Origin of the sequence: Vibrio anguillarum, assembly GCF_001989995.2 — a bacterium.
Classification (GTDB): domain Bacteria; phylum Pseudomonadota; class Gammaproteobacteria; order Enterobacterales; family Vibrionaceae; genus Vibrio; species Vibrio anguillarum.
In genome coordinates, this window is the sequence record NZ_JAHGUP010000054.1 from 30,113 (window position 1) to 51,509 (window position 21,397).

Consider the following 21,397-nt stretch of genomic DNA (forward strand, 5'->3'; position numbering starts at 1 on the left):
GTTATTCTCTATTTTTTGATGATGTCGCGTAGGTTCCTGCCACGAATAGCCATTAGTTCTAATGTGCTTGCATTATATTCTACGCGGATAACTCGGTTGTCATGCATCAGTTTTAATTCGTAGACCCATTCACCATCATCTTCATCTAACTCTACTTTGATAACTCGGCCATTGAGTTCTTTATCTATCGTGGCATAAAGCTCAGACAATGGATGAATTAAACCTTTTTGAACTGCCGCGTAGACCTCGTCTTGATCCTCATCAATCTCTACCTTGGTTCCTGGCTTATAAGTGTCTTGAACCCAATCGTGTACATCACTGCTTGCAGCTAAAGTGGGTAAGGATAATGATGAGAGCAGCAGTAAGCGTGCGAAAGCTTTACCCTTTTTGAACAACATGTTGCGCCCCCTGTAATAAGATAAACAGAGTATAAATGACCTTACATGAATAGAAAGTGAATCATCGGTTTTGTAGCTCATCTTCAAAAATCTTATCGCGCATTTTCCAAAATCGTCCCACTTTTCGCGCAATGACAAATTGTGGTGGACGAAAACGGTGTTGATGAGCCACCACTTTGCTTGGTGAAGATTGATCAAAAGGGCGATGCTTATCGGCTAGGTGTGGTCGCACAAATTGGTCGTGGAACACCTGTTTCTGTTTCTTGGTGGTTAGTGGCCAAAATTCGTGGACTTGCGCATCGTTCTCACCACGATAGGTAACGCGCAGTTGCGCTTTTCCACTTGCATCTTTATGTACATTCAAATCCATTTCGATACATTCAAAAACCAATGCATCTTTGAGGTTGAGTGCTTCTTTGAGCTTTTTATCAGGGTCAACCAGTGTTGCGTCACATTCATGGCAGATACGTGCGGCGATATCGTTGTCAGCCCCGCACTCACCGCAATATTTTGCTCTAAAACGGTAACCACAGTGTTCTCGTTCGCCACTTTCTTCGTCTGTAAAATAGCCTTGGCAACGTCGACCATAGTGTTCAAGCAAAAAACCAGCGGCATCGAGTTTACCCCAAAAGTTGTTATTAAAACCGCAGGCCGGACAGGGAATGGTAATAATTTCACTGTTGGGATCGGGCTTTGGCTCACCGACTTCTGGTTGATAAAGATCATAGTTATTGCCCGCATAATCCAATACCAAACATTCGGTTTTTCCTGCGGATAAGCGTAGCCCACGTCCGACAATTTGCTGATATAAACTGATGGACTCGGTGGGGCGTAAAATCGCAATCAGGTCAACATGCGGAGCATCAAAACCTGTGGTTAATACCGACACGTTAACTAAGAATTTGATTTGGCGCTGTTTAAACTGCTTGATGATGGTGTCGCGTTCAGTGGTCGGCGTGTCACCAATGACGATGGCAGTTTCGTTATTGGGCAGTAATTGCACAATTTCTTGGGCGTGGCGAACGGTGGCCGCAAAGATCATTACTCCCTGTTTTTGCTGTGCTAGTTGGATGATTTGTTGAACAATCTGTGGTGTGGCACGTTTCGATTGCTCAATCACCATGTCGAGTTCGGCTTCTTTGTAGCGCCCGGTATTGGCTGGTTTTAGCTGCGAAAAATCGTAACTGAGCACGGGGGCATCAACCATTCGCGCTGGCGTTAAAAAAGCTTCATCGAGCAGATAACGGATCGGTAGCTCAAAAATACAGTCACGGAAGAAGCGAGGCTCCTCACTGCGCACTTGGCCGCGAGTATGGTATTGATAAATCCAGCCCATGCCTAAACGATAAGGCGTAGCGGTTAACCCCAACACTTTAATCCCCGGGTTGAGCTCGCTTAAATGGGTGATCACCTTTTGATAACTACTACTTTTCTCATCCGGTACGCGGTGGCATTCATCAATCACCAGTAATGAAAATTGATTTTTAAAGGCATCTAAATTGCGCACCACGGATTGTACCGAAGCAAAGACGACCTGTTGATCGGTCTCTTTTCGTCCTAAACCTGCCGCAAATACCGCGCCTTGCAAACCGTAGCCCTCATATTTGGCATGGTTTTGCTCTACCAGTTCTTTCACGTGCGCTAGTACTAAGACTCGTCCTTTGGCAAGCCTTGCCAGCTCAGCAATAACCAAACTTTTTCCTGCCCCCGTCGGTAGTACAATTACGGCGGGCGTAGTGTGATGACGAAAATAGTGGATCACGGCTTTGACCGAGTCCGATTGATAAGGACGAAGTGTGTACATAACTCGCGTTGTCTCTTGTTGAACGCTGGATAAAAACAGTGAAATAGATCAACTATTTCATTTTAGCTGCGTATAATACCTGACTTGATTTAGATGAGGTAATCATGCGGTTAGATAAATTTTTGTGTGATGCGTTAGGTGCGACACGTAAAGAAGCCACCAAGATCATCAAAAGTGGTGATGTCACAGTAAATGGTAAGATGCAAAAAAGTGGTTCATTGCAGGTGACGCAGGAGTGTGAGGTGGAGTGGCAAGGTCGTGAGTTAATCTTGCATGGCCCGCGCTATATCATGTTACACAAACCCGCTGGCTACGTTTGCTCACATGAAGACGGCTTCAATCATACGGCATTTATTTTGCTCGATGAAGTGAATGTTCAAGACTTGCATTTTGCAGGACGTTTGGATGTCGATACCACAGGTTTGGTTCTGATCACCGATGACGGCCAATGGTCTCATCGCATTACCTCGCCAAAACACAAATGCGACAAAACCTACCGTGTCTGGCTTGCCGATCCTATTGAAGCGAATTATGTCGAACAATTCTTAACGGGTATTGAACTGCGTAATGAGCGTGAGCCAACCTTGCCTGCGCAATTGGAAGTCGTCGGTGAGAATGAATGTTTACTGACCATTCATGAAGGCAAATACCATCAAGTTAAACGCATGTTTGCTGCTTTAGGCAATAAAGTGGTTGGCCTTCACCGTGAGCGCATTGGTCATATTGTGCTAGATGAGGCACTAGAGCCCGGTGAATACCGTTATTTGACTGACCAAGAAGTGGCTTCTATTGGGGCTTGAACGGCCTAGCTTTACTGCAACTTCATTTCTTATTTATCTGGAGAACTATGACTTCATCTCAACCTGTTACAGCGAATAATACGCCGCACATTAGTTTTTTACTCTTCTTAGTATTAGGCGCGATTGGCGCATTAACGCCGCTGGCGATTGATATGTATCTGCCAGCCATGCCAGCGATTGCTAAAGATCTCGGTGTGAGTGCTGGAGCGGTACAAATGACGCTGACTGCTTATACCGCTGGTTTTGCGATAGGCCAACTATTGCATGGCCCGCTGGCCGACAGTTATGGCCGTCGCCCAGTGCTGCTGATCGGCGTATTACTGTTTGGTATTGCTGCCACTGTGAGTGCGACTACGCAAGGTATTGAAGCGTTAACGTATGTTCGCGCTGCGCAAGGTTTTGCTGGAGCAGCGGCGGCTGTGGTTATTCAAGCGGTGGTGCGTGATATGTTTGATCGCGAAGATTTTGCCCGCGCCATGTCTTTTGTCACCTTAGTGATGACCGTTGCCCCGTTAGCTGCGCCGATGATTGGTGGACACTTGGCCATTTGGTTTGGTTGGCGTTCGATATTTTGGGTGTTGGCTATTTTTGCCGCGGTGGTGATTGCTCTCGTGGTTTGGAAAATTCCAGAAACACTCAGTGCAGAAAATCGTCAACCGCTGCGCTTTCGAAATACCATTCGCAACTATGTGCAGTTAAGCCGTAACCCAGTCGCGATGGGGCTTGTTTTTTCTGGTGCTTTCTCGTTCGCTGGTATGTTTGCCTTTTTGACCGCAGGCTCTTTTGTCTATATTGATATTTATGGAGTCGATCCTGATCAATTTGGTTACCTGTTTGGCCTCAATATCGTCGCGATGATTATCATGACCAGCTTGAATGGTCGAATGGTGAAACGAGTCGGTTCCCACGCCATGCTACGCTTTGGTTTATTGATTCAGTTGTGCGCAGGTATCGGGCTATTTATCGCGTGGTTACTCAACCTTGGTTTATGGGGTATTGTGCCTTTTGTGGTGCTTTTTATTGGTACATTGTCAACGATAGGCAGTAATTCAATGGGATTATTGTTAAGTGGTTATCCGAAAATGGCGGGTACCGCTTCTTCACTGGCTGGAACGTTGCGTTTTGGCACAGGCTCAGTGGTTGCAGCGATTGTCGCGATGATGCCTAGTGATGTTGAGTGGCCGATGATTGTGGTCATGACGGCGTGCTCGGTACTTTCATCTCTTTTTTATTGGACATTAGGAAGAAAGGCGTAATGTCAGAGTATTACCTCGAAATTCAACGTGTAGTGAATACAGCGCTGCAAGAGTTAACAGCAGAACACCAAGCGAATAAGCTGGTGAATGCGCCTTTAGCTAATAATCACTTTTTGGTGCATTGGGTGAGTAAGGCATTGAAAGCACAACGATTCCATCGCTGTGTAGTGGATGATTTAAATCGTTGGCAGAAAGCTGGACGTTCGAAAGGCAACCAATCTGAATTACTGTTTATCTTCAAACGCATCTCAGCATTTTACGGTAAGTTTTTTGCGCAAGACGCGGATAACATCATTACCGATAAGAAAATTGACGCGTTTTTGGAATTCATGGAAGCGGCTCACTGGGAAGTGACAACATGTGATCCATTGGTGAATGAAGGCAAATTACAGCTTTTTACCGATGGGCAAAACTCATTGGCTTTGTGCGCAAATCAGTGTGAATCATGCTTTGATGGTGAACTGCTCGTGAAGCCGATGAACTGGTTTGTGCGGGGCCATCATGCTGATTTCGTCGAAAAGGCCAGTAGTGCTGGCTTTATGGTGCATAAACGTACCGATTATAAGTCGAATGTGAAATATCATGGTGAGTATTTGATATACCCAAGCAACCATGGCGTGCAATTGGCTGAAATTCCATTAGGCTTTCCTATTGATTAGTATGGAATTGAAACCCAATAAGTTGCAGAGCTAGCGATTTCGCTAGCTCTTTTTTTGTGCCTTTTTGACGATGGCTTTGACCATGCCATTAAAAATAAAAAGGTGGGCAGGCATCATCGCGAACCAGTAAAGTAACCCTAAGAATCCTTTGGGGTGCCACCATGCGGTCACATTGAGTTCTCGCGTTTCGCCTAGATCTTTAATGGTAAATTCCAATCGCCCTAACCCTGGGCCTTTCATCCCAAAAAGAAGAGACAAAAACTGTTGAGGTTGGCAGCGGATCACTTTCCACGAATCAATAAAATCGCCAACTTTCAGTTCCGGGCCACAAGGAGAGCGGCGCACAGGTTTGCCACCACCGAATAAAAGATCGAGCCATTCGCGTGTACGCCATAGTGCATTGGCAAAAAAATAGCCTTCTTGGCGGCTGCCTATGGTTCGGATAACATCCCATAAAACCTCAGCAGAAGCGCTGGTCTGAATCGTTGCTCCTGCCTGTTTAGGATAGTAGCCAAAACCGGGTTGCCAACGCTGTAGGGCACTTGGATCAAATCCCCACACCTGCGAGCGTGTAAATTCACCTTCATGCTCGATTATTTTGGTGACAACGTCACGATATGAGATCAGTCTTTGAGGATAGCGTGCTTCAATGGCTTGTGAGTCGGCAATGTAATCATGATCTAAACCGGCAAGTAGTGCTCTGCCAATATTAGAGGGGACGGAGGTGACAAGACCTAGCCAGTAAGAAGCCGTTTTTGGAGTTAATAGTGGGGTAGACCATAACCGAAAAGGTTTCTGCGTTGCCTGACAAATAATGGCAAATTGTTCGCGGTAGGAGAGGGTGTCAGGCCCACCGACTTCAAACAATTGGTGGGCAACGGGCTGTTCCTTCGCTAATTCAAGTAGATAATGATTGAGGTTTTCCAGCGCTATCGGATTTGCTTTGGAATCAACCCATTTGGGCGTGATGAGCATCGGTAAGTTGTAAACAAAATCACGCATGATTTCAAATGCGGCTGATCCCGGTCCAAGAATGACACCGGCTCTTAACTCGGTCACTGGTACAGGACTTTTCCTAAGTAGATCGCCTGTCATTTTCCGTGCTTTGAGGTGCTCTGAGTTTCCGGTTTGTGGCTGAATCGCACTTAAGTAGATCAGGTGTTTGACCTGGCTAACCTCAAGGGCTTGTTTAACGTTTTCCGCTAACGACAATTCATAGTCGACGAAATCATGTCCTTGCGCCATACCGTGCACTAAAAAATAAACCAGTTCAAATTGTGGGATAAGCGCAAGTGTCGCCTCTTTATCGGTAAGGTCTAAATAACGCAAGGTAAGGTTGGGATGAGATATGGCACGTGAGGTTAAGTAGTCAATGTGCCTAGCTGCGGCCGTTACTTGAAAACCTTGCGCTAATAGCAAAGGTAGCAGTTGTGAGCCGACATAGCCTGATGCGCCGAGTACTAACACTTTTTTCATGACGGTCCCTTCAAATAAGATGGTTAGATTATGCTCACAGACGTATAATAGCGACTTCATTTTTCCTGTGCTATCAATGTGTTGAATTTGAGGTGATCGGTTGTCTGTTTTTTCGCAAATCGTGTTACATACAAGAGGCGATTTTTTCCGTCGCTTAATGGCTATCGCTCTGCCGATCACCTTGCAAAGTATTATGTTTTCTAGCCGCGGTCTAGTGGATGTTTTGATGCTAGGGCAATTAGGTGAGGCGGAAATTGCTGCGGTAGGCGTTGCCGCTAGAGCAACTTTTGTCACCACCATCATGCTAGTGGGCGTGACAACCGGAGGCGCACTGTTAACAGCTCAGTATTGGGGCGCAGGAAACAAACAGGGCGTGCGAGAAAGTACGGCACTTACGTGGTTAGTCGCTAACCTATTTGCTGTAATGACGGTGGCACTATTTTTACTGTTTCCAAGTCAAATCATGGCACTAACCACGGATTCCGAGACCGTTAATGCGCTAGGTAGCCAATATTTGGTTATTACCTCACTCAGTATGTTTGCTGTAGCTTGCGTCAGTGGTATGGCGGTAGGGCTGCGAGCGATGCATAAACCGGGGCTCAGCACGTTTTTTAGCGGTATTGGTATTGTTTTAAACGTGTTTTTAAACTGGGTGCTGATTTTCGGCAAATTGGGTTTTCCCGCGATGGGAATCGAAGGTGCGGCGATTGCTACCGTGCTCAGTGGTTTTATTGAAGTCGCGTGTTTATACGGTTACCTCTATGCCAAGAAACATCTGTTAGCGTTTGGAATTGACGATATCCGAGCCATCATTGAATGGCCTACCATTTCTCGTTTTTTGAAGCTTTCGTTGCCAACTACCTTTAATTTCCTAGCATGGGCAGGCGGTTTATTTGTCTATCATGCCATCATGGGGCAGAGTGGTGTGCAAGGCTTAGCTGCGTTATCGGTGATGACGCCAGTAGAATCAATTTCATTGAGTTTACTGATTGGGATGTCGAATGCGGCTGCGGTTTTAGTCGGTAACCAACTTGGCGCTAAGCAGTACGATGCCGTTTATTATCAAGCCTTGGGCTTAACTATCATCAGCCTTCTTGTGGGCGTGGTTGTCGCTGCCGCTTTGTATGTGGTGCAGATCCCTATCCTGAACTCTTTCACCGCCTTGACGGATGAAACCCGTGCTTTATCTGAAGAGTTTATCGTGATACTGAGCCTTGGCATCATTTTACGTTCCATTCCAATGACGGTGATTGTTGGCGTGTTGCGAGCTGGCGGTGACGTAAAGTTTTGTCTTTATCAAGATTTAGTCGCGCAGTGGCTGATCGGTATTCCGTTAGCCGCATTTTGTGCGATTGTGCTTGGGGCTAAGCCTGAAGCCATCTATTTATTGTTTCTCGTTGAAGAGTTGATTAAATGGGGCGGTTCTCTTTATCGAATGAAAAGCAAGAAGTGGATGCGAAATTTGATTGAAAATTAGACACAACGCAGTTAGGTGGTGCAATTTGATGCACATAATGTGATCCGGTATCCAAAATGCTTTCTACTGCAGGAGAATTAGTGTAGATTCACAATCCAATTTTAGTCGATTGCGAGCGATTTGATGTTACAGCTGACCAACCTGTGTAAAGGCTATCTAGATGGCGATGAATTTCATCCCGTGCTACAGGGGGCAGAGTTAACATTAAACCGAGGCGACCAAATCGCATTGATGGGTGAAAGTGGTTCGGGTAAGAGTACATTACTCAACCTTATTGCCGGATTAGATATTGTCGATTCTGGCGAAATTTGGTTTCCAAGTTTTGCCATGCATGACACGTCAGAAAATAAGCGTACCGCTTATCGCCGAAATAACATTGGTCATATATTTCAGCAGTTTAATCTTCTTCCCACCCTCAATCTCGCGGATAATATTCGCTTTTGTCGTCAGTTGAAAGGAATGCCGGAAGACCAAGGTTTACTGCGTCAAATTCTTTCTTCGCTTGATTTAATGCCGTTGCTAGGCCGATACCCTGAAGAGGTTTCTGGTGGGCAGCAGCAGCGTGCTGCGATCGCGCGCTCCTTGTACATGGAGCCTAAGATTTTATTAGCAGATGAACCAACCGGTAGTCTTGATGAGCGTAATGCCGAGGCGGTGATGCGTTTATTGACGACCTTAACTCGCCAGTTGGATTGCACGTTATTATTGGTGACGCACAGTGAAAAAGTCGCGCAGCATATGGATGGTCGCGTACGTTTACAAGGAGGGTTGTTGCATGTTATGGCCCGTAGTTAAGGCGCTACTTGGTCATTATCGGCGTTATCCTTTACAAATCATCCTAGTATGGCTGGGTTTAACGCTTGGCGTTTCATTGTTGGTGGGAGTGACGGCCATCAACCAGCATGCTCGTCAAAGTTATGAACATGGCGAAAAGCTGTTTTCTAATCCATTACCTTATCGTATTCGTTCCAAGCATATTGCCAATAAAATCCCCCAAGGTTTCTATATTCAGTTGCGCCGTGATGGATTTTCTCAGTGCGCTCCTTTTGAAAACCATCGTTTGACGACAAAAAATGGCACGGATATTTCGCTGATTGGGCTTGATCCCGTCGCGATGTTGCCAACCAATAGCGGCCTTCCTTTATCGGAATTTTCGACATTATCATTGATGAATCCGCCGTATCCTATTTTGGTGAGTGTTGATCTCGCTCGTCTCCAAGGTTGGCAAACGGGTGATTTTATCGTGCTTGATGATGAATCAAAGTTAGGTCCTATTCAGATCGATCAACAAGATCTCATCAACGGCACACGCGTTATTGCGGATCTATCCTTGGTGCGAATGCTCAAGAAAAGTTCGGGCTTATCTGTTATTGCTTGTGGTGATATGCCGCCAGAGAAACTGAAAAGACTAAAAGATAATTTACCTAATGGTTTGACGCTAGTCCGTAGTTCTCGCACTGAGCTGGAATCACTCACGCGTGCTTTTCATCTCAATCTCAATGCAATGGGTATGTTGGCATTTTTGGTCGGGCTATTCATATTCTACCAAGCCATGTCTTTATCTTTAATCCAGCGCCAACCTTTAGTCGGGTTATTACGGCAAGCGGGCGTTTCTGGCTGGCAGCTTACCCAAGCATTGGTGATTGAGTTGTTTGGCATGGTCCTGCTTAGCTGGATATGCGGTAACGGATTGGGGTTATTATTGGCCAATCAACTTATCCCAGCGGTTTCAGCCAGTTTGGGTGACTTGTATGATGCTAATGTCGGTTTATCGATTAGCTGGAATTGGCAGTGGAGTAGTTACAGTTTAGCCATGGCGTTGATTGGTGCATTTGCGGCGTGCGCTTGGCCCCTCGTCCGGTTGCTAAAATCGCAGCCTATTCGTCTTTCGGCTCGTCTCTCTTTGCTTCGATTTGCTGGCACAGAATTTCGCCTGCAAGCCCTTGTTGCTTGCGCATTGACTGTCGCGGCGATTGCCGTGTATCAAGTTCCACAAACGCAACTTTCTGGTTTTGCAATTATTGCGTTGATGTTACTCAGTGTTGCGCTGTTTACGCCTTATCTTATTTGGACGCTGTTCAACAGTTTTTCCTACTCACTCGCTTGGGTAAAAGCGCGTTGGTTCTTTGCCGATGCAGCCGCAAGTATGAGCTATCGCGGTGTCGCAACTATGGCATTTATGATTGCTATGGCGGCGAATATTGGTATTGAAACCATGGTCGGTAGCTTTCGCGATACTACTGAAAAATGGTTAAACCAACGTTTAGCGGCCGATATTTATGTCTATCCTACCAACAGTTCTGCATCAAGAATGAGCAGTTGGTTGAAAGCGCAGCCTGAGGTCAATGATGTTTGGTGGCGTTGGGAAAAAGATTTCGCCACTGACAAAAGTGCATTGCAAGTGGTCAGCACGGGTATCTCCGATGGTGAGTTAGACTCGTTGACGGTTAAACTTGCTGTTCCTAACTATTGGTATGATTTACACCATTCAAAGAGTTTGATGATCAGTGAATCCATGGCGCTTAAATTAGGCATTAAGCCTGGTGATTTTATTGACCTTTCTGAGCCTTTGGGCCAAAAGTGGCAAGTCGCGGGGGTTTATTACGATTATGGTAACCCTTACCATCAAGTTTTATTGTCACATCAAAATTGGCTATTTGCATTTGCAGGGAAAGGGAATGTGGCGCTAGGGGTCATTTTGCGCGATGGTGTGAATGATCAAGGCTTGAAAAATCGCTTAGAGTCGGTATTTAGGCTTGGTGATGAACGAGTATTTGATAACAACCACATCCACAATCAAGCGATGCGAGTATTTGACCGAACCTTTTCCATCGCCGATACGCTCGGGCGTATTACTTTGTTGATTGCCGTGTGTGGTATTTTCTTTGCTACGTTAGCCGGAGAGGTTTCCCGTCAGCGACATGTTTCGCTACTGCGTTGTTTGGGTGTTTCTGGTAAAGAGCTGGTGGTGATTGGCAGCTTGCAGTTGTGTGTTTTTGGGGCGATAGCGCTCGTGATTGCAATGCCGTTAGGGCTTGCACTCGCTCGTCTTGTGGTGGACATCGTGATTAAACAATCCTTTGGTTGGACAATCCAACTGCAGTTGATCCCCGGGGAGTATTTGAAAACGGCAGCATGGGCGATGGTGACCTTGATGTGCGCAGGTGCAATCCCGGTTATTCGTTTGGTCAGAAGGCCACCGATTAGCTCATTTAGAGACGCGTTATAAATGATGAAACGATACCTCGTACTTTTGTGCTCTTTGTTGATTGCTGTATTGTTCGGCCTCTATTCGTGGCACCAGTATTGGCAGGCACAGCAAACGATTTCAGAATATGCTGTTTCTGAAACAGCTTCTAAGCAAATGGATACATCATCAATATCGAAGGAGCACCCGTTCGAGTTCGTGCTTCCTAATCGCCCGGTACGACTTCCTCAAGATTTCAATTTTCATCAAGGTTTTGAACATGAGTGGTGGCATTACTTTGCGAATGTCAGTGATGAACATGGGCAGCAATATGGGATCCAGTGGAGTTATTTTCGTCTCGCTAATGAAGCTCGAGATGCCAATGGATGGCTTAGTCCTCAGCTTTATCTTGCTTATGTGGTGATCTCTTCAAAGAATGAAGTCTGGCGTGAACAGCGGATTGCGCGGGGCGGAATTGGTCAAGCCGGCTTAGAATTAAAGCCGTTTAAAATGTGGATTGATAATTGGAACTGGCGCGCACCGGGGACGACTCCATTTCCTGGAGTATTAGATGTAGCGACGGACACGTTTTCACTCTCATTAAAAAATAACCTTTCCGGGCCATTTGTATTACCTGGTCAGCAGGGATACCAAAAAAAGCATGATTCACTTTCTTTAGCCTCATATAGTCTCCAAGCACCGTTTTTGCAGGTCAAAGGTGTGCTCAACTTAGGTGTTAACTCTCAACCTATTCAAGTCACAGGTAATGCATGGCTGAGCAAGGAGTGGGGTAATAATCTACTGCCTAACGCTAAACAGGGATGGGATAAGTTGTTCGTTAAACTCGATAGCAAAACAACCTTATTGGTTAATCGCTATCGTTATTTTCAGCAAGAGCCCTATTTGTTTGGGGCAATTGTGAAAGATTCGGGCACCACGATCGCACTATCTGCTGATGAAATTGATTTAGTTCCTGTCGTTTCTGCCGCGTCGGAGAATGAGCGTGACATCCCGTTACAATGGGTGGTAAACATCCCTAAATATAATATTCATCTGGTGACGAAAGCGGTGAATCGCGATCTGTGGTCACCCTTTCTGATCCCTTATTGGGAAGGCCCCATTATCACCGATGGTAGTCATAAGGTGGCGGGTTTCATGCAACTAACGAGCAACTAAGTTCAAATATTTTCGGAATCTAAAGGTCAAGTTGTTCTTGGCCTTTTGTGTTTTTGTGATCCTTTTTTATTTTGTTGTAAAATTGTTATGTATAAAAACCAATCAGCAATGGGAAAATAGTGAAAACCAAGGAATATACGTTGTATTGTTATTCTTGACTCGGAAATTCCGATTCTTAATATCTGAACAAGCGATTTTTACTTCTATCAGCTACTGTATAAACTCTGTCATATTCATTTGTTAATGATTTATTAACATGCATAACTATAAGGACGATATCATGAGTGATGTGATTCGCGACTTTTTCAAGATGGAATCAGCAGGTGGTATTTTGCTGGTTATTGCTGCTGCAATTGCAATGATGATTGCTAACTCACCGCTAAATGATGTTTACCAATCTTTTTTACATTCCTACATGTTTGGAATGTCAGTGTCGCATTGGATCAATGATGGCTTAATGGCCGTATTCTTTTTGTTGATTGGTTTAGAAGTCAAACGTGAATTGTTGGAAGGTGCTCTTAAATCCAAAGAAACGGCTATTTTCCCAGCCATTGCAGCCGTCGGCGGCATGCTTGCTCCAGCATTAATTTACGTGCTGTTTACGGCTGGTGATGCACAAGCGATTCAAGGTTGGGCGATCCCAGCGGCCACTGATATTGCGTTTGCGCTAGGTATTATGGCGCTATTGGGTAAACGTGTTCCGATCAGCTTAAAAGTGTTCTTGCTGGCGCTTGCGATTATTGATGACTTAGGGGTTGTGGTCATTATTGCGCTATTTTATAGCGGTGATCTTTCTACCATTGCGTTAACCGTCGGTTTCTTAATGACTGGTGTGCTTTTTATACTAAACAACAAGCATGTTACCAAAATCAGCCTTTACTTAATTGTCGGTGCGATTTTATGGTTTGCCGTACTTAAATCTGGTGTTCATGCAACCTTGGCTGGTGTAGTGATTGGTTTTGCTATTCCGCTGAAAGGTGATAAAGGCGAATATTCTCCGCTAAAGCATCTTGAGCATGCGCTACACCCGTATGTCGCTTTTGGTATTCTGCCATTGTTCGCATTTGCCAATGCCGGGATTTCACTGGAAGGGATCTCCATATCTAGCCTCACGTCAATGTTGCCTTTGGGCGTGGCTCTTGGCCTATTTATTGGTAAGCCATTGGGTATTTTTACCTTCAGTTGGGCTGCGGTGAAACTCGGTGTCGCTAAATTGCCTGAAGGGATCAATTTCAAGCATATTTTTGCCGTGTCAGTGCTATGTGGTATTGGCTTTACAATGTCGATTTTTATCTCGTCATTGGCTTTTGGACCGACCAATGCTGAATTTGATACGTTTGCACGGCTCGGTATATTAATGGGCTCAACCACTGCCGCGATTGTAGGCTATATATTGCTTCGTTTATCTTTGCCAAAAAACGCATAAGAATAATCAGCCCTCCGTAATACGAGGGCTGATTCATTTTATAAACTAACCATTTGATTTATCAATATTCTTAATCAATAGAAAATTTAAGTTTTTATCGATTTATTGAAAATTATTGCCAGCGTAATTATTTTTTGATATTTTTCGCACCAATCTCGGACAGTAGCTTCTGGGGGACACGCGTAATGACCATTCAGGCTGATTGTGACATTACGTAGGGTAGGTATCAGCAAGTCCTTTTGTTGATAGACGGGATACTCTTGCAGCGGGAGCTGCATGTGAATGGGAAACCCAACATTGAACTCATCATCACTTAACACACTGACGTTAATCAGCTTTGTACTTCCTCTATGCCCTGTGCTTGAAGACAGTTCTATCACCGAACCTTGATTCTCTGATTTAGTAATCTTTCATCGAAGACGATGAACCAATTTCCGTTTTTGCCTTTTGGCTAATACGGAGCTTATTGCTATGTCATATTTCCTTATATTCAAACCAAACCAAGGAAATAGGCGGAAATTTTCACATTCAAGGGGAAGGGAAATGAGCACAGCCTTTGAAGTCGATAACACTATCGCAAACATTTTTTCATCTCAGGTACCTGTTGTTGAAGGTATTTATGATCTCACACCGGACCAAATTCTACTCGATCAAATTGAGCATGAATCTGAAGTTCGTTCATACCCACGCCGTCTACCGATTGCCATCAAGCAAGCTTATGGTGCGTTAGTAGAAGATACGCGCGGACAAATTTTCCTCGACTGCTTAGCGGGTGCGGGAACGTTGGCGCTTGGGTATAACCATCCTGAGATCAATCAAGCACTGAAAGAGCAGTTAGATTCAGGTCTGCCATATCAGACATTGGATATGACAACGCACGCTAAAGACAAATTCATCAAGCAAGTAAAAGCATTTTTGCCTGAAGAGTTTGCAAAAAATTCCGCGATTCAATTTTGTGGACCTTCTGGTGCGGATGCCGTTGAAGCGGCTATCAAGCTGGTGAAGCAGACAACGGGTCGTAACACCATGTTTGCGTTTCGCGGTGCTTACCACGGTATGACCAACGGTACGATGGGCATGATGGGCAACCTGAATACTAAAGCTCGTCGCACAGGGTTAATGTCGGATGTGCATTTTATGCCATTCCCATACAACTTGCGCTGCCCGTTTGGTTTAGGGGGCGATGAAGGTGCCAAAGCGAGCATTCGCTACATCGAACGTCTGCTGAACGATGACGAAGCAGGCATCATGAAACCGGCGGCCATTATTGTTGAACCTGTTCAAGGTGAAGGAGGCGTCATTCCCGCTCCAGCATTCTGGCTGCGTGAGCTACGCCGTATCTGTGATGAACACGGTATTTTATTAGTTTTCGATGAAATTCAATGTGGCGTGGGTAAATCGGGTTACCGCTTTGCATTTGAAGAGTCTGGTATTTGTCCTGATATTCTTTGCTTATCTAAAGCCATTGGTGGTGGTCTACCGATGTCTATTCTTGTGTTCAAGAAAGAGATCGATACTTGGAAACCGGGTGAGCACACAGGCACGTTCCGTGGTAACCAATTGGCCATGGTTTCTGGTGCGAAAGCGTTAGAAATTATTTTACGTGATAACCTCGTTGAACACGCTAATGTCGCGGGTCAGTACCTACGCCAAGGTCTTGAAGCCATTCAACGCAGAGTGAATTGTATTGCTGAAGTTCGTGGCAAAGGTTTGATGCTCGGCCTTGAAATTCGTAAACCAAACGGTGAAATGAACAAATTTGGCGAGCCAATGGCCGATGGCCAATTAACACTCGCTATCCAACGCGCAGCACTTGAGCGTGGGTTGATGGTTGAAAAAGGTGGCCGTGAAGGATCCGTTATTCGTTTCTTACCACCGATTATCATCTCATTCGAGCAGATCGATTTTGCACTGCGCACTCTTGAAACGGCGATTTTAGCTGCAGGTGGCGGCGAGAAAGATCCAGAGCCAGAAAACCAAGCGTGGAAGAAGCATTTTATCCAAACCGGTGAAATGGGTAGCAATGAATTTGCCGCTGTGATGAACCATGCCACTTCTGCGATGAAAGCTGTCTTTGAACAAGCCAAAGCGCCTTATTCAGGTTTGGATCCAAAGCAGCTTGAAGAAGCGATTTACGCGGTAGATTTGGATAACAAAAATGCGCCATTGAAGGATGTGATCTCTGAAATGGCAGATCTGGTAGCCAAAAATTCCATTATCGTTCAACACCCAGATTGTATTGCTCATCTGCACACGCCACCCTTGATGCCATCAGTAGTGGCTGAAGCGATGATTGGCGCATTAAACCAGTCTATGGACTCATGGGATCAATCGTCTTCTGCTACCTATGTTGAGCAGAAAGTGATTGATTGGATGTGTGAAAAATACGAACTCGGCGCTCAGTCGGATGGTATTTTCACCAGTGGTGGCACGCAAAGTAACCAAATGGGTTTAATGTTAGCTCGTGACTGGATTGCCGATAAATTGAGTGGCCACTCTATTCAAAAGCTGGGCCTACCTGAGTATGCCGATAAGCTGCGTATAGTGTGCTCGAAAAAATCGCATTTCACCGTGCAAAAATCGGCCTCTTGGATGGGATTGGGCGAGAAAGCCATTTTGGCGGTTGATGCGAATCCAAACGGCACAATGGATGTCACCAAACTGGAGGCGGTTGTTGCACAAGCGAAAGCGGAAGGTCTTATTCCTTTTGCTATTGTTGGAACAGCAGGCACAACGGATCACGGTGCGATTGATGATCTGTCGACGATCGCGGATGTAGCACAGCAACATGATCTATGGATGCATGTGGATGGAGCATACGGCGGCGCATTGGTTCTAAGTAGCCATAAAGCACGTTTGCAAGGTGTTGAGCGTGCGCATTCTGTCAGCGTCGACTTCCATAAATTGTTCTTCCAAACGATCAGCTGTGGCGCGGTGTTGCTCAAAGATAAAAGTCACTTCAAGTATCTACTGCATCATGCGGATTACCTTAACCGTGAACATGATGAACTGCCAAACTTGGTGGATAAATCTATTTCTACGACCAAGCGTTTTGATGCATTGAAAGTGTTTATGACAATGCAAAACGTAGGCCCTAAGGCTTTGGGTGAGATGTACGATCATCTGCTAGAACAAACACTGCAAGTGGCAGATTTAGTTCAGCATCACGATGCTTTTGAACTCTTGGCAGAGCCTGCGCTCTCCACCGTGTTATTCCGTTCCGTGGATAAACAAGCGGTAGATTTTGACGAGTTGAACAAAGCGTTGCGTTTAGAAGCATTGACACGTGGTGTTGCGGTGTTGGGCGAGACGATTGTGGATGGCAAAACAGCGCTTAAATTTACCATTTTAAACCCATGCTTACAACTGTCAGATTTCAACGCATTACTTAATAAGATTGAAGTACTAGCCTCTGAGCTAGCCAAGGCATAAAGGAATACAAACAACCATGTCTATTTTACAAATTGGCGCGGGAGGCGTTGGCTGGGTTGTCGCACATAAGGCGGCCCAAAACAACGACATACTCGGTGATATTGTTCTTGCTTCTCGTACTCTTGAAAAGTGCGAGAAGATCATTGAATCGATCAAAGGAAAAAATAACCTTAAAGATCCAACTAAAAAACTTGAGGCACGCACCGTCAAGGCGGATGACGTAGCCTCGTTAGTTGCATTAATTAAAGAAGTCCAGCCTGATCTTGTGATCAACGCTGGCCCTCCTTGGGTAAACGTGCCAATCATGGAAGCCTGTTATCAAGCCAAGGTTTCCTATCTAGATACATCGGTTGCTGTTGACCTTTGCTCTGAAGGTCAACAAGTGCCTGAAGCGTATGATCCTCAATGGGCATTTCGTGAAAAATTTAAGCAAGCAGGTATTACCGCTATTCTCGGTGCTGGTTTTGATCCGGGCGTGGTTAGCGTGTTTGCCGCGTATGCGGTGAAGCACCTCTTTGACGAAATCGACAGTATTGATGTGATGGACATTAATGCAGGCGATCACGGCAAGAAATTTGCGACTAACTTTGATCCAGAAACCAATATGTTAGAGATTCAAGGCGACTCTTTCTATTGGGAAGAAGGGCAGTGGCAGCGTGTTCCTTGCCATTCACGAATGCTAGAATTTGATTTTCCTCAGTGCGGCCAGCACAAGGTGTACTCCATGTCGCACGATGAAGTGCGTTCGATGAAAGAGTTTATTCCGGCCAAACGTATTGAATTTTGGATGGGTTTTGGCGATCGTTATCTCAACTATTTCAATTGCATGCGTGATATTGGTTTATTGAGTCCAAACCCATTGACGCTGCAAGATGGTACTGTGGTTCAACCACTTCAAGTGCTTAAAGCGATGCTGCCAGACCCAACCTCTTTGGCCCCAGGCTACAAAGGCCTGACTTGTATTGGTACTTGGGTGCAAGGTTGGAAGGACGGTAAACAGCGCAGTGTCTTTATCTACAACAATGCAGACCATGAAGTGGCATACCATGATGTAGAGCACCAAGCCATCGCTTACACCACGGGCGTTCCTGCCATTACTGCGGCATTGCAGTATTTCCAAGGGCATTGGGCACAAGCGGGCGTGTTTAACCTAGAGCAGCTTGACCCTGATCTGTTTTTAGAAACGATGCCGAAATTAGGTTTGGATTGGCATGTTCAAGAGCTCGATATCGGGCAACCAGAGATTAAAATTCTAAAATAAGAGTTTTCGATAGTTAAGCCGATGCAGATGTGTCGGCTTTCTTCAATTTGAGAGTGATAAATAGATGCAAAAAAGCGAACTCCAAACGCCCTATTTTATGATTGATGAATCACAGTTGATCGCGAACCTAGAAATCGCGAAGCAGCTCAAAGAGATGTCGGGCGTCAAACTCGTCTTAGCTTTAAAATGCTTCTCTACTTGGGGAGTGTTTGACATCATCAAACCTTACTTGGATGGCACAACCAGCAGTGGCCCATTTGAAGTAAAATTAGGTTACGAAACGTTTGGTGGTGAAACACACGCCTATAGCGTTGGCTACAGTGAAGCTGATGTTAAAGAAGTGGCCGATATTTGCGATAAAATGATTTTTAATTCGCAATCCCAGTTGGCCGCTTACCGTCATTTAGTTGAAGGCAAGGCGTCATTGGGTTTACGTTTAAACCCCGGCGTGAGTTACGCTGGGCAAGATCTTGCCAATCCCGCACGTCAGTTTTCTCGTTTAGGTGTTCAAACAGACCATATTGATAACTCAGTGTTCGATACTATCAATGGCGTGATGTTCCATATGAACTGTGAGAACAAAGATGCTGATGCGTTCATTGCGTTATTAGATTCGATCTCTGAGCGTTTTGGCCAATATCTGGATAAGTTAGATTGGGTCAGCCTAGGCGGTGGTGTGTTCTTCACTTGGCCTGGTTATCCGCTAGAAAAATTAGCATTAGCGCTTAAGGCCTTTTCAGAAAAGCATCAGGTTCAGCTTTATCTTGAACCGGGTGAGGCGATCATCACGAAAACGGCTGATTTAGTGGTGACTGTTGTCGATATCGTTGAAAATGGCATGAAAACAGCGATTGTTGATTCGGCAACTGAAGCGCATCGTTTAGACACACTGATTTACAAAGAGCCTGCGGCTATCTTAGAAGCGAGTGCGAACGGTGAACATGAGTATGTCATTGGCTCGTGTTCTTGCTTAGCGGGTGATCAATTTTGTGTGGCTTCATTTGAACAGCCATTATCGATTGGCCAGCGGTTGCATATCATGGATAGCGCGGGCTATACCATGGTGAAATTGAATTGGTTTAATGGCCTTAAAATGCCTTCCGTGTATTGTCAACGCAGTACAGGAGAGCTTCAGAAACTGAATGAATTTGGCTATGAAGACTTTAAACGTTCATTATCTCAATGGTCGGTAAACTGATGACAATAGGCCTCACCATACAGTGGGTGAGGCCTATTTTTGTAAAATCACACCTTAGAGTTTAAAGCTTTTCATTCTTTCGTCTAATTGGCGTGAAAGAGCGGCCAAGGTTTCACTCTCTTCTGCCAAATAGTTTGCCGATTGTGACATCTCCAATGCCGAATCGTTAATGCCACTGACGTTACGGTTCATTTCTTCGGCCACTGCACTTTGTTCTTCTGCCGCAGTGGCGATTTGAATTGCTTTATCACTCACATGCTGAATATGACTGACGATCAAGGAAAGATCGCTGCCTGCATTTTCTGCCCGCTCCACACTGTTATAAGCGAGATCTTGGCTTTTTTGCATCGCGTTTGATGTACTAACGGCCAGTTGCTGTAAGCGGTTAATGGTGGTTTGGATTTGGTCAGTGGAATGATGAGTACGGCTAGCTAAATTTCTGACCTCGTCGGCGACCACTGCGAATCCTCTACCTTGTTCTCCAGCACGTGCGGCTTCAATCGCTGCATTTAGCGCAAGTAAATTAGTTTGTTCAGAAATGCCGCTGATCACTGTGGTAACTTCACTGATTTGCATCACGCCTTCTTTGAGTTTGTGCACTTGCTCAGTGGCCACTTCCAGCTCTTTTGAGAGCGCTTTAATGCTGTCCACACTGGAATGCACGTCTTTATCGCCTAAGCCGGCTTCTTTGCTGGCATCCAATGTGTCTCTTGCGGTCTCTTCTGCATGGCCTGCAACATCGGCAACAGTCGCACTCATTTCATTCATCGCGGTTGCGAGCTGGCTTAATTGGTCACGTTGGCTGGTCACCGCTTGGCTAGTTTCTTCCGCAGAAGAAGCGATGCGAATGGCGGCCTCTGCAAGCAGGTTTGCTGAGGTGACCGACTCGATTAATGCTAAACGCACTGCGCTTACGCTGTCATTGATACGACATGCCACAATGCCAATCTCATCTTCTCCCATTACTGGGACTTGTGCTGTTAAATCGCCGCTTGCCACTTTTTTCATGACTTCTTTAATTGACTCTAACGGCATAATGATGGCTCGGCTGATGACCACCCCAAGCGTTGCCATCACAAACACAACTGCCAATGTCGCTCCTCCCATCTTGAGGATCTGTTTGTTGATCGCCTCTTCAATGTCATTGATGAGCATGCCTGAGCCGATAATCCAATGCCACGGCGCAAACCCTTGGACTGCCGATAATTTCTCTGCGGGTGTTCCACTGTTAGTCTGCCAAGGATATGTCAACGTGCCTTGTTGACCATTTTTACCAAGTTCAACCATAGTGAACCAAAACTCGCCTTGTGTATCTTTTCCTGGGCTTCCCATCTGTTTGCCAACCAAATCAGTGCGAATCGGATGGGCAATGGTGTAACGAGACTCATCGATAGCAAAAAGATAGTTGTTGCTGTCAAAACGTGTGTTGTTGATGAGTATCTTCGCCTGTGATTTAGCTTCGTCTTCGGGGAGTGTTTTCTGAAGGTGTGAGATTTGTGAGAGGAGAGTATCGATAACTGCGTTCAACCTCGCTTCACGCTCTACGACTAAGTTACTTCTCAGCGCGCTAGTTGCAATGAACAGTAAGCTCAATAAGCCAACAATTGCAACCGCGATAATAGCGGTCAGCTTGTAGCTGACCTTAATATTTTCAAGCTTCAACATGACGTTACCACCATTAAAACAACCCAACCTTATTGCTGGGCATATTGGTTTACCGGTTGTACTTGAGGTTACCGTGATGTTGGTTACGTTTGATTGCCAGAGTCACAAGGTTTGTTAATACTCATTAGTAATCATCCGTTTATCCATCTGACGGCGTCTTCAAGTTGTTCGGCATCTAGGAT

Annotated in this window: 15 protein-coding genes; 11 read left to right on the plus strand and 4 right to left on the minus strand. The window is 45.4% G+C overall.

From position 1 onward, the window contains the following. Positions 1-8: 8 nt before the first annotated feature. On the minus strand, positions 9-398 hold the full coding sequence (locus PL85_RS13320; RefSeq protein WP_010318383.1) for a PepSY domain-containing protein: 390 nt from the start codon (positions 396-398) through the stop codon (positions 9-11). 61 nt (positions 399-459) lie between these two features. Further along, positions 460-2,202 (minus strand): DEAD/DEAH box helicase, encoded by a 1,743-nt coding sequence (locus PL85_RS13325; protein WP_064625084.1) that lies wholly within the window; start codon positions 2,200-2,202, stop codon positions 460-462. 104 nt (positions 2,203-2,306) lie between these two features. Between PL85_RS13325 and rsuA the strand changes: the two genes are divergently transcribed. From rsuA to PL85_RS13340, 3 genes are read left to right on the plus strand one after another with little or no spacing between them, the layout of a single operon-like run. Next, the gene (rsuA, locus tag PL85_RS13330; RefSeq protein ID WP_064625086.1) at positions 2,307-3,002 is read left to right on the plus strand and encodes a 16S rRNA pseudouridine(516) synthase RsuA; all 696 of its coding nucleotides are present in this window, start codon (positions 2,307-2,309) and stop codon (positions 3,000-3,002) included. Positions 3,003-3,049: 47 nt separating this feature from the next. Continuing rightward, on the plus strand, positions 3,050-4,258 hold the full coding sequence (locus PL85_RS13335; protein WP_013857017.1) for a Bcr/CflA family multidrug efflux MFS transporter: 1,209 nt from the start codon (positions 3,050-3,052) through the stop codon (positions 4,256-4,258). Continuing rightward, positions 4,258-4,917, plus strand: a complete 660-nt coding sequence (locus tag PL85_RS13340) for a DUF2913 family protein (protein WP_017049847.1) — start codon at positions 4,258-4,260, stop codon at positions 4,915-4,917. The genes PL85_RS13335 and PL85_RS13340 overlap by 1 nt, the downstream gene beginning before the upstream one ends. A gap of 42 nt (positions 4,918-4,959) precedes the next feature. On the opposite strand, the gene PL85_RS13345 is transcribed toward PL85_RS13340, so the two are convergent. Continuing rightward, positions 4,960-6,453 (minus strand): DUF2867 domain-containing protein, encoded by a 1,494-nt coding sequence (locus tag PL85_RS13345; protein ID WP_064625088.1) that lies wholly within the window; start codon positions 6,451-6,453, stop codon positions 4,960-4,962. A gap of 40 nt (positions 6,454-6,493) precedes the next feature. Between PL85_RS13345 and PL85_RS13350 the strand changes: the two genes are divergently transcribed. The 8 genes from PL85_RS13350 (at position 6,494) to nspC (ending at position 19,550) form a co-directional block, all read left to right on the plus strand. Next, a complete protein-coding gene (locus PL85_RS13350; protein ID WP_115339730.1) occupies positions 6,494-7,870 on the plus strand; it encodes an MATE family efflux transporter in 1,377 nt (458 codons plus the stop codon). Positions 7,871-7,993: 123 nt separating this feature from the next. Continuing rightward, positions 7,994-8,665 (plus strand): ABC transporter ATP-binding protein, encoded by a 672-nt coding sequence (locus tag PL85_RS13355; protein WP_013857013.1) that lies wholly within the window; start codon positions 7,994-7,996, stop codon positions 8,663-8,665. Further along, positions 8,646-11,099 (plus strand): FtsX-like permease family protein, encoded by a 2,454-nt coding sequence (locus PL85_RS13360; protein WP_115339731.1) that lies wholly within the window; start codon positions 8,646-8,648, stop codon positions 11,097-11,099. Before PL85_RS13355 ends, PL85_RS13360 begins: the two co-directional genes overlap by 20 nt. Then, positions 11,100-12,233 (plus strand): lipocalin-like domain-containing protein, encoded by a 1,134-nt coding sequence (locus PL85_RS13365; protein ID WP_115339732.1) that lies wholly within the window; start codon positions 11,100-11,102, stop codon positions 12,231-12,233. A gap of 280 nt (positions 12,234-12,513) precedes the next feature. Beyond that, positions 12,514-13,659, plus strand: a complete 1,146-nt coding sequence (gene nhaA, locus PL85_RS13370; RefSeq protein WP_174223850.1) for a Na+/H+ antiporter NhaA — start codon at positions 12,514-12,516, stop codon at positions 13,657-13,659. 543 nt (positions 13,660-14,202) lie between these two features. Further along, positions 14,203-17,091: a pyridoxal phosphate-dependent class III aminotransferase gene (locus PL85_RS13375; protein WP_115339734.1), complete on the plus strand. Its 2,889-nt coding sequence runs from the start codon at positions 14,203-14,205 to the stop codon at positions 17,089-17,091. Positions 17,092-17,107: 16 nt separating this feature from the next. Beyond that, a complete protein-coding gene (locus PL85_RS13380; RefSeq protein WP_017044304.1) occupies positions 17,108-18,352 on the plus strand; it encodes a carboxynorspermidine synthase in 1,245 nt (414 codons plus the stop codon). 64 nt (positions 18,353-18,416) lie between these two features. Beyond that, positions 18,417-19,550 carry a carboxynorspermidine decarboxylase gene (gene nspC / locus PL85_RS13385; RefSeq protein WP_017046172.1) on the plus strand — a complete coding sequence of 378 codons (1,134 nt, stop codon included), beginning with the start codon at positions 18,417-18,419 and terminating at the stop codon, positions 19,548-19,550. A 54-nt stretch (positions 19,551-19,604) separates the two neighbouring features. Here the strand turns inward: nspC and PL85_RS13390 are convergent, their stop codons facing one another. Continuing rightward, complete coding sequence (locus PL85_RS13390) at positions 19,605-21,215, minus strand: methyl-accepting chemotaxis protein (protein WP_115339735.1); 1,611 nt, start codon at positions 21,213-21,215, stop codon at positions 19,605-19,607. Positions 21,216-21,397: the final 182 nt, after the last annotated feature.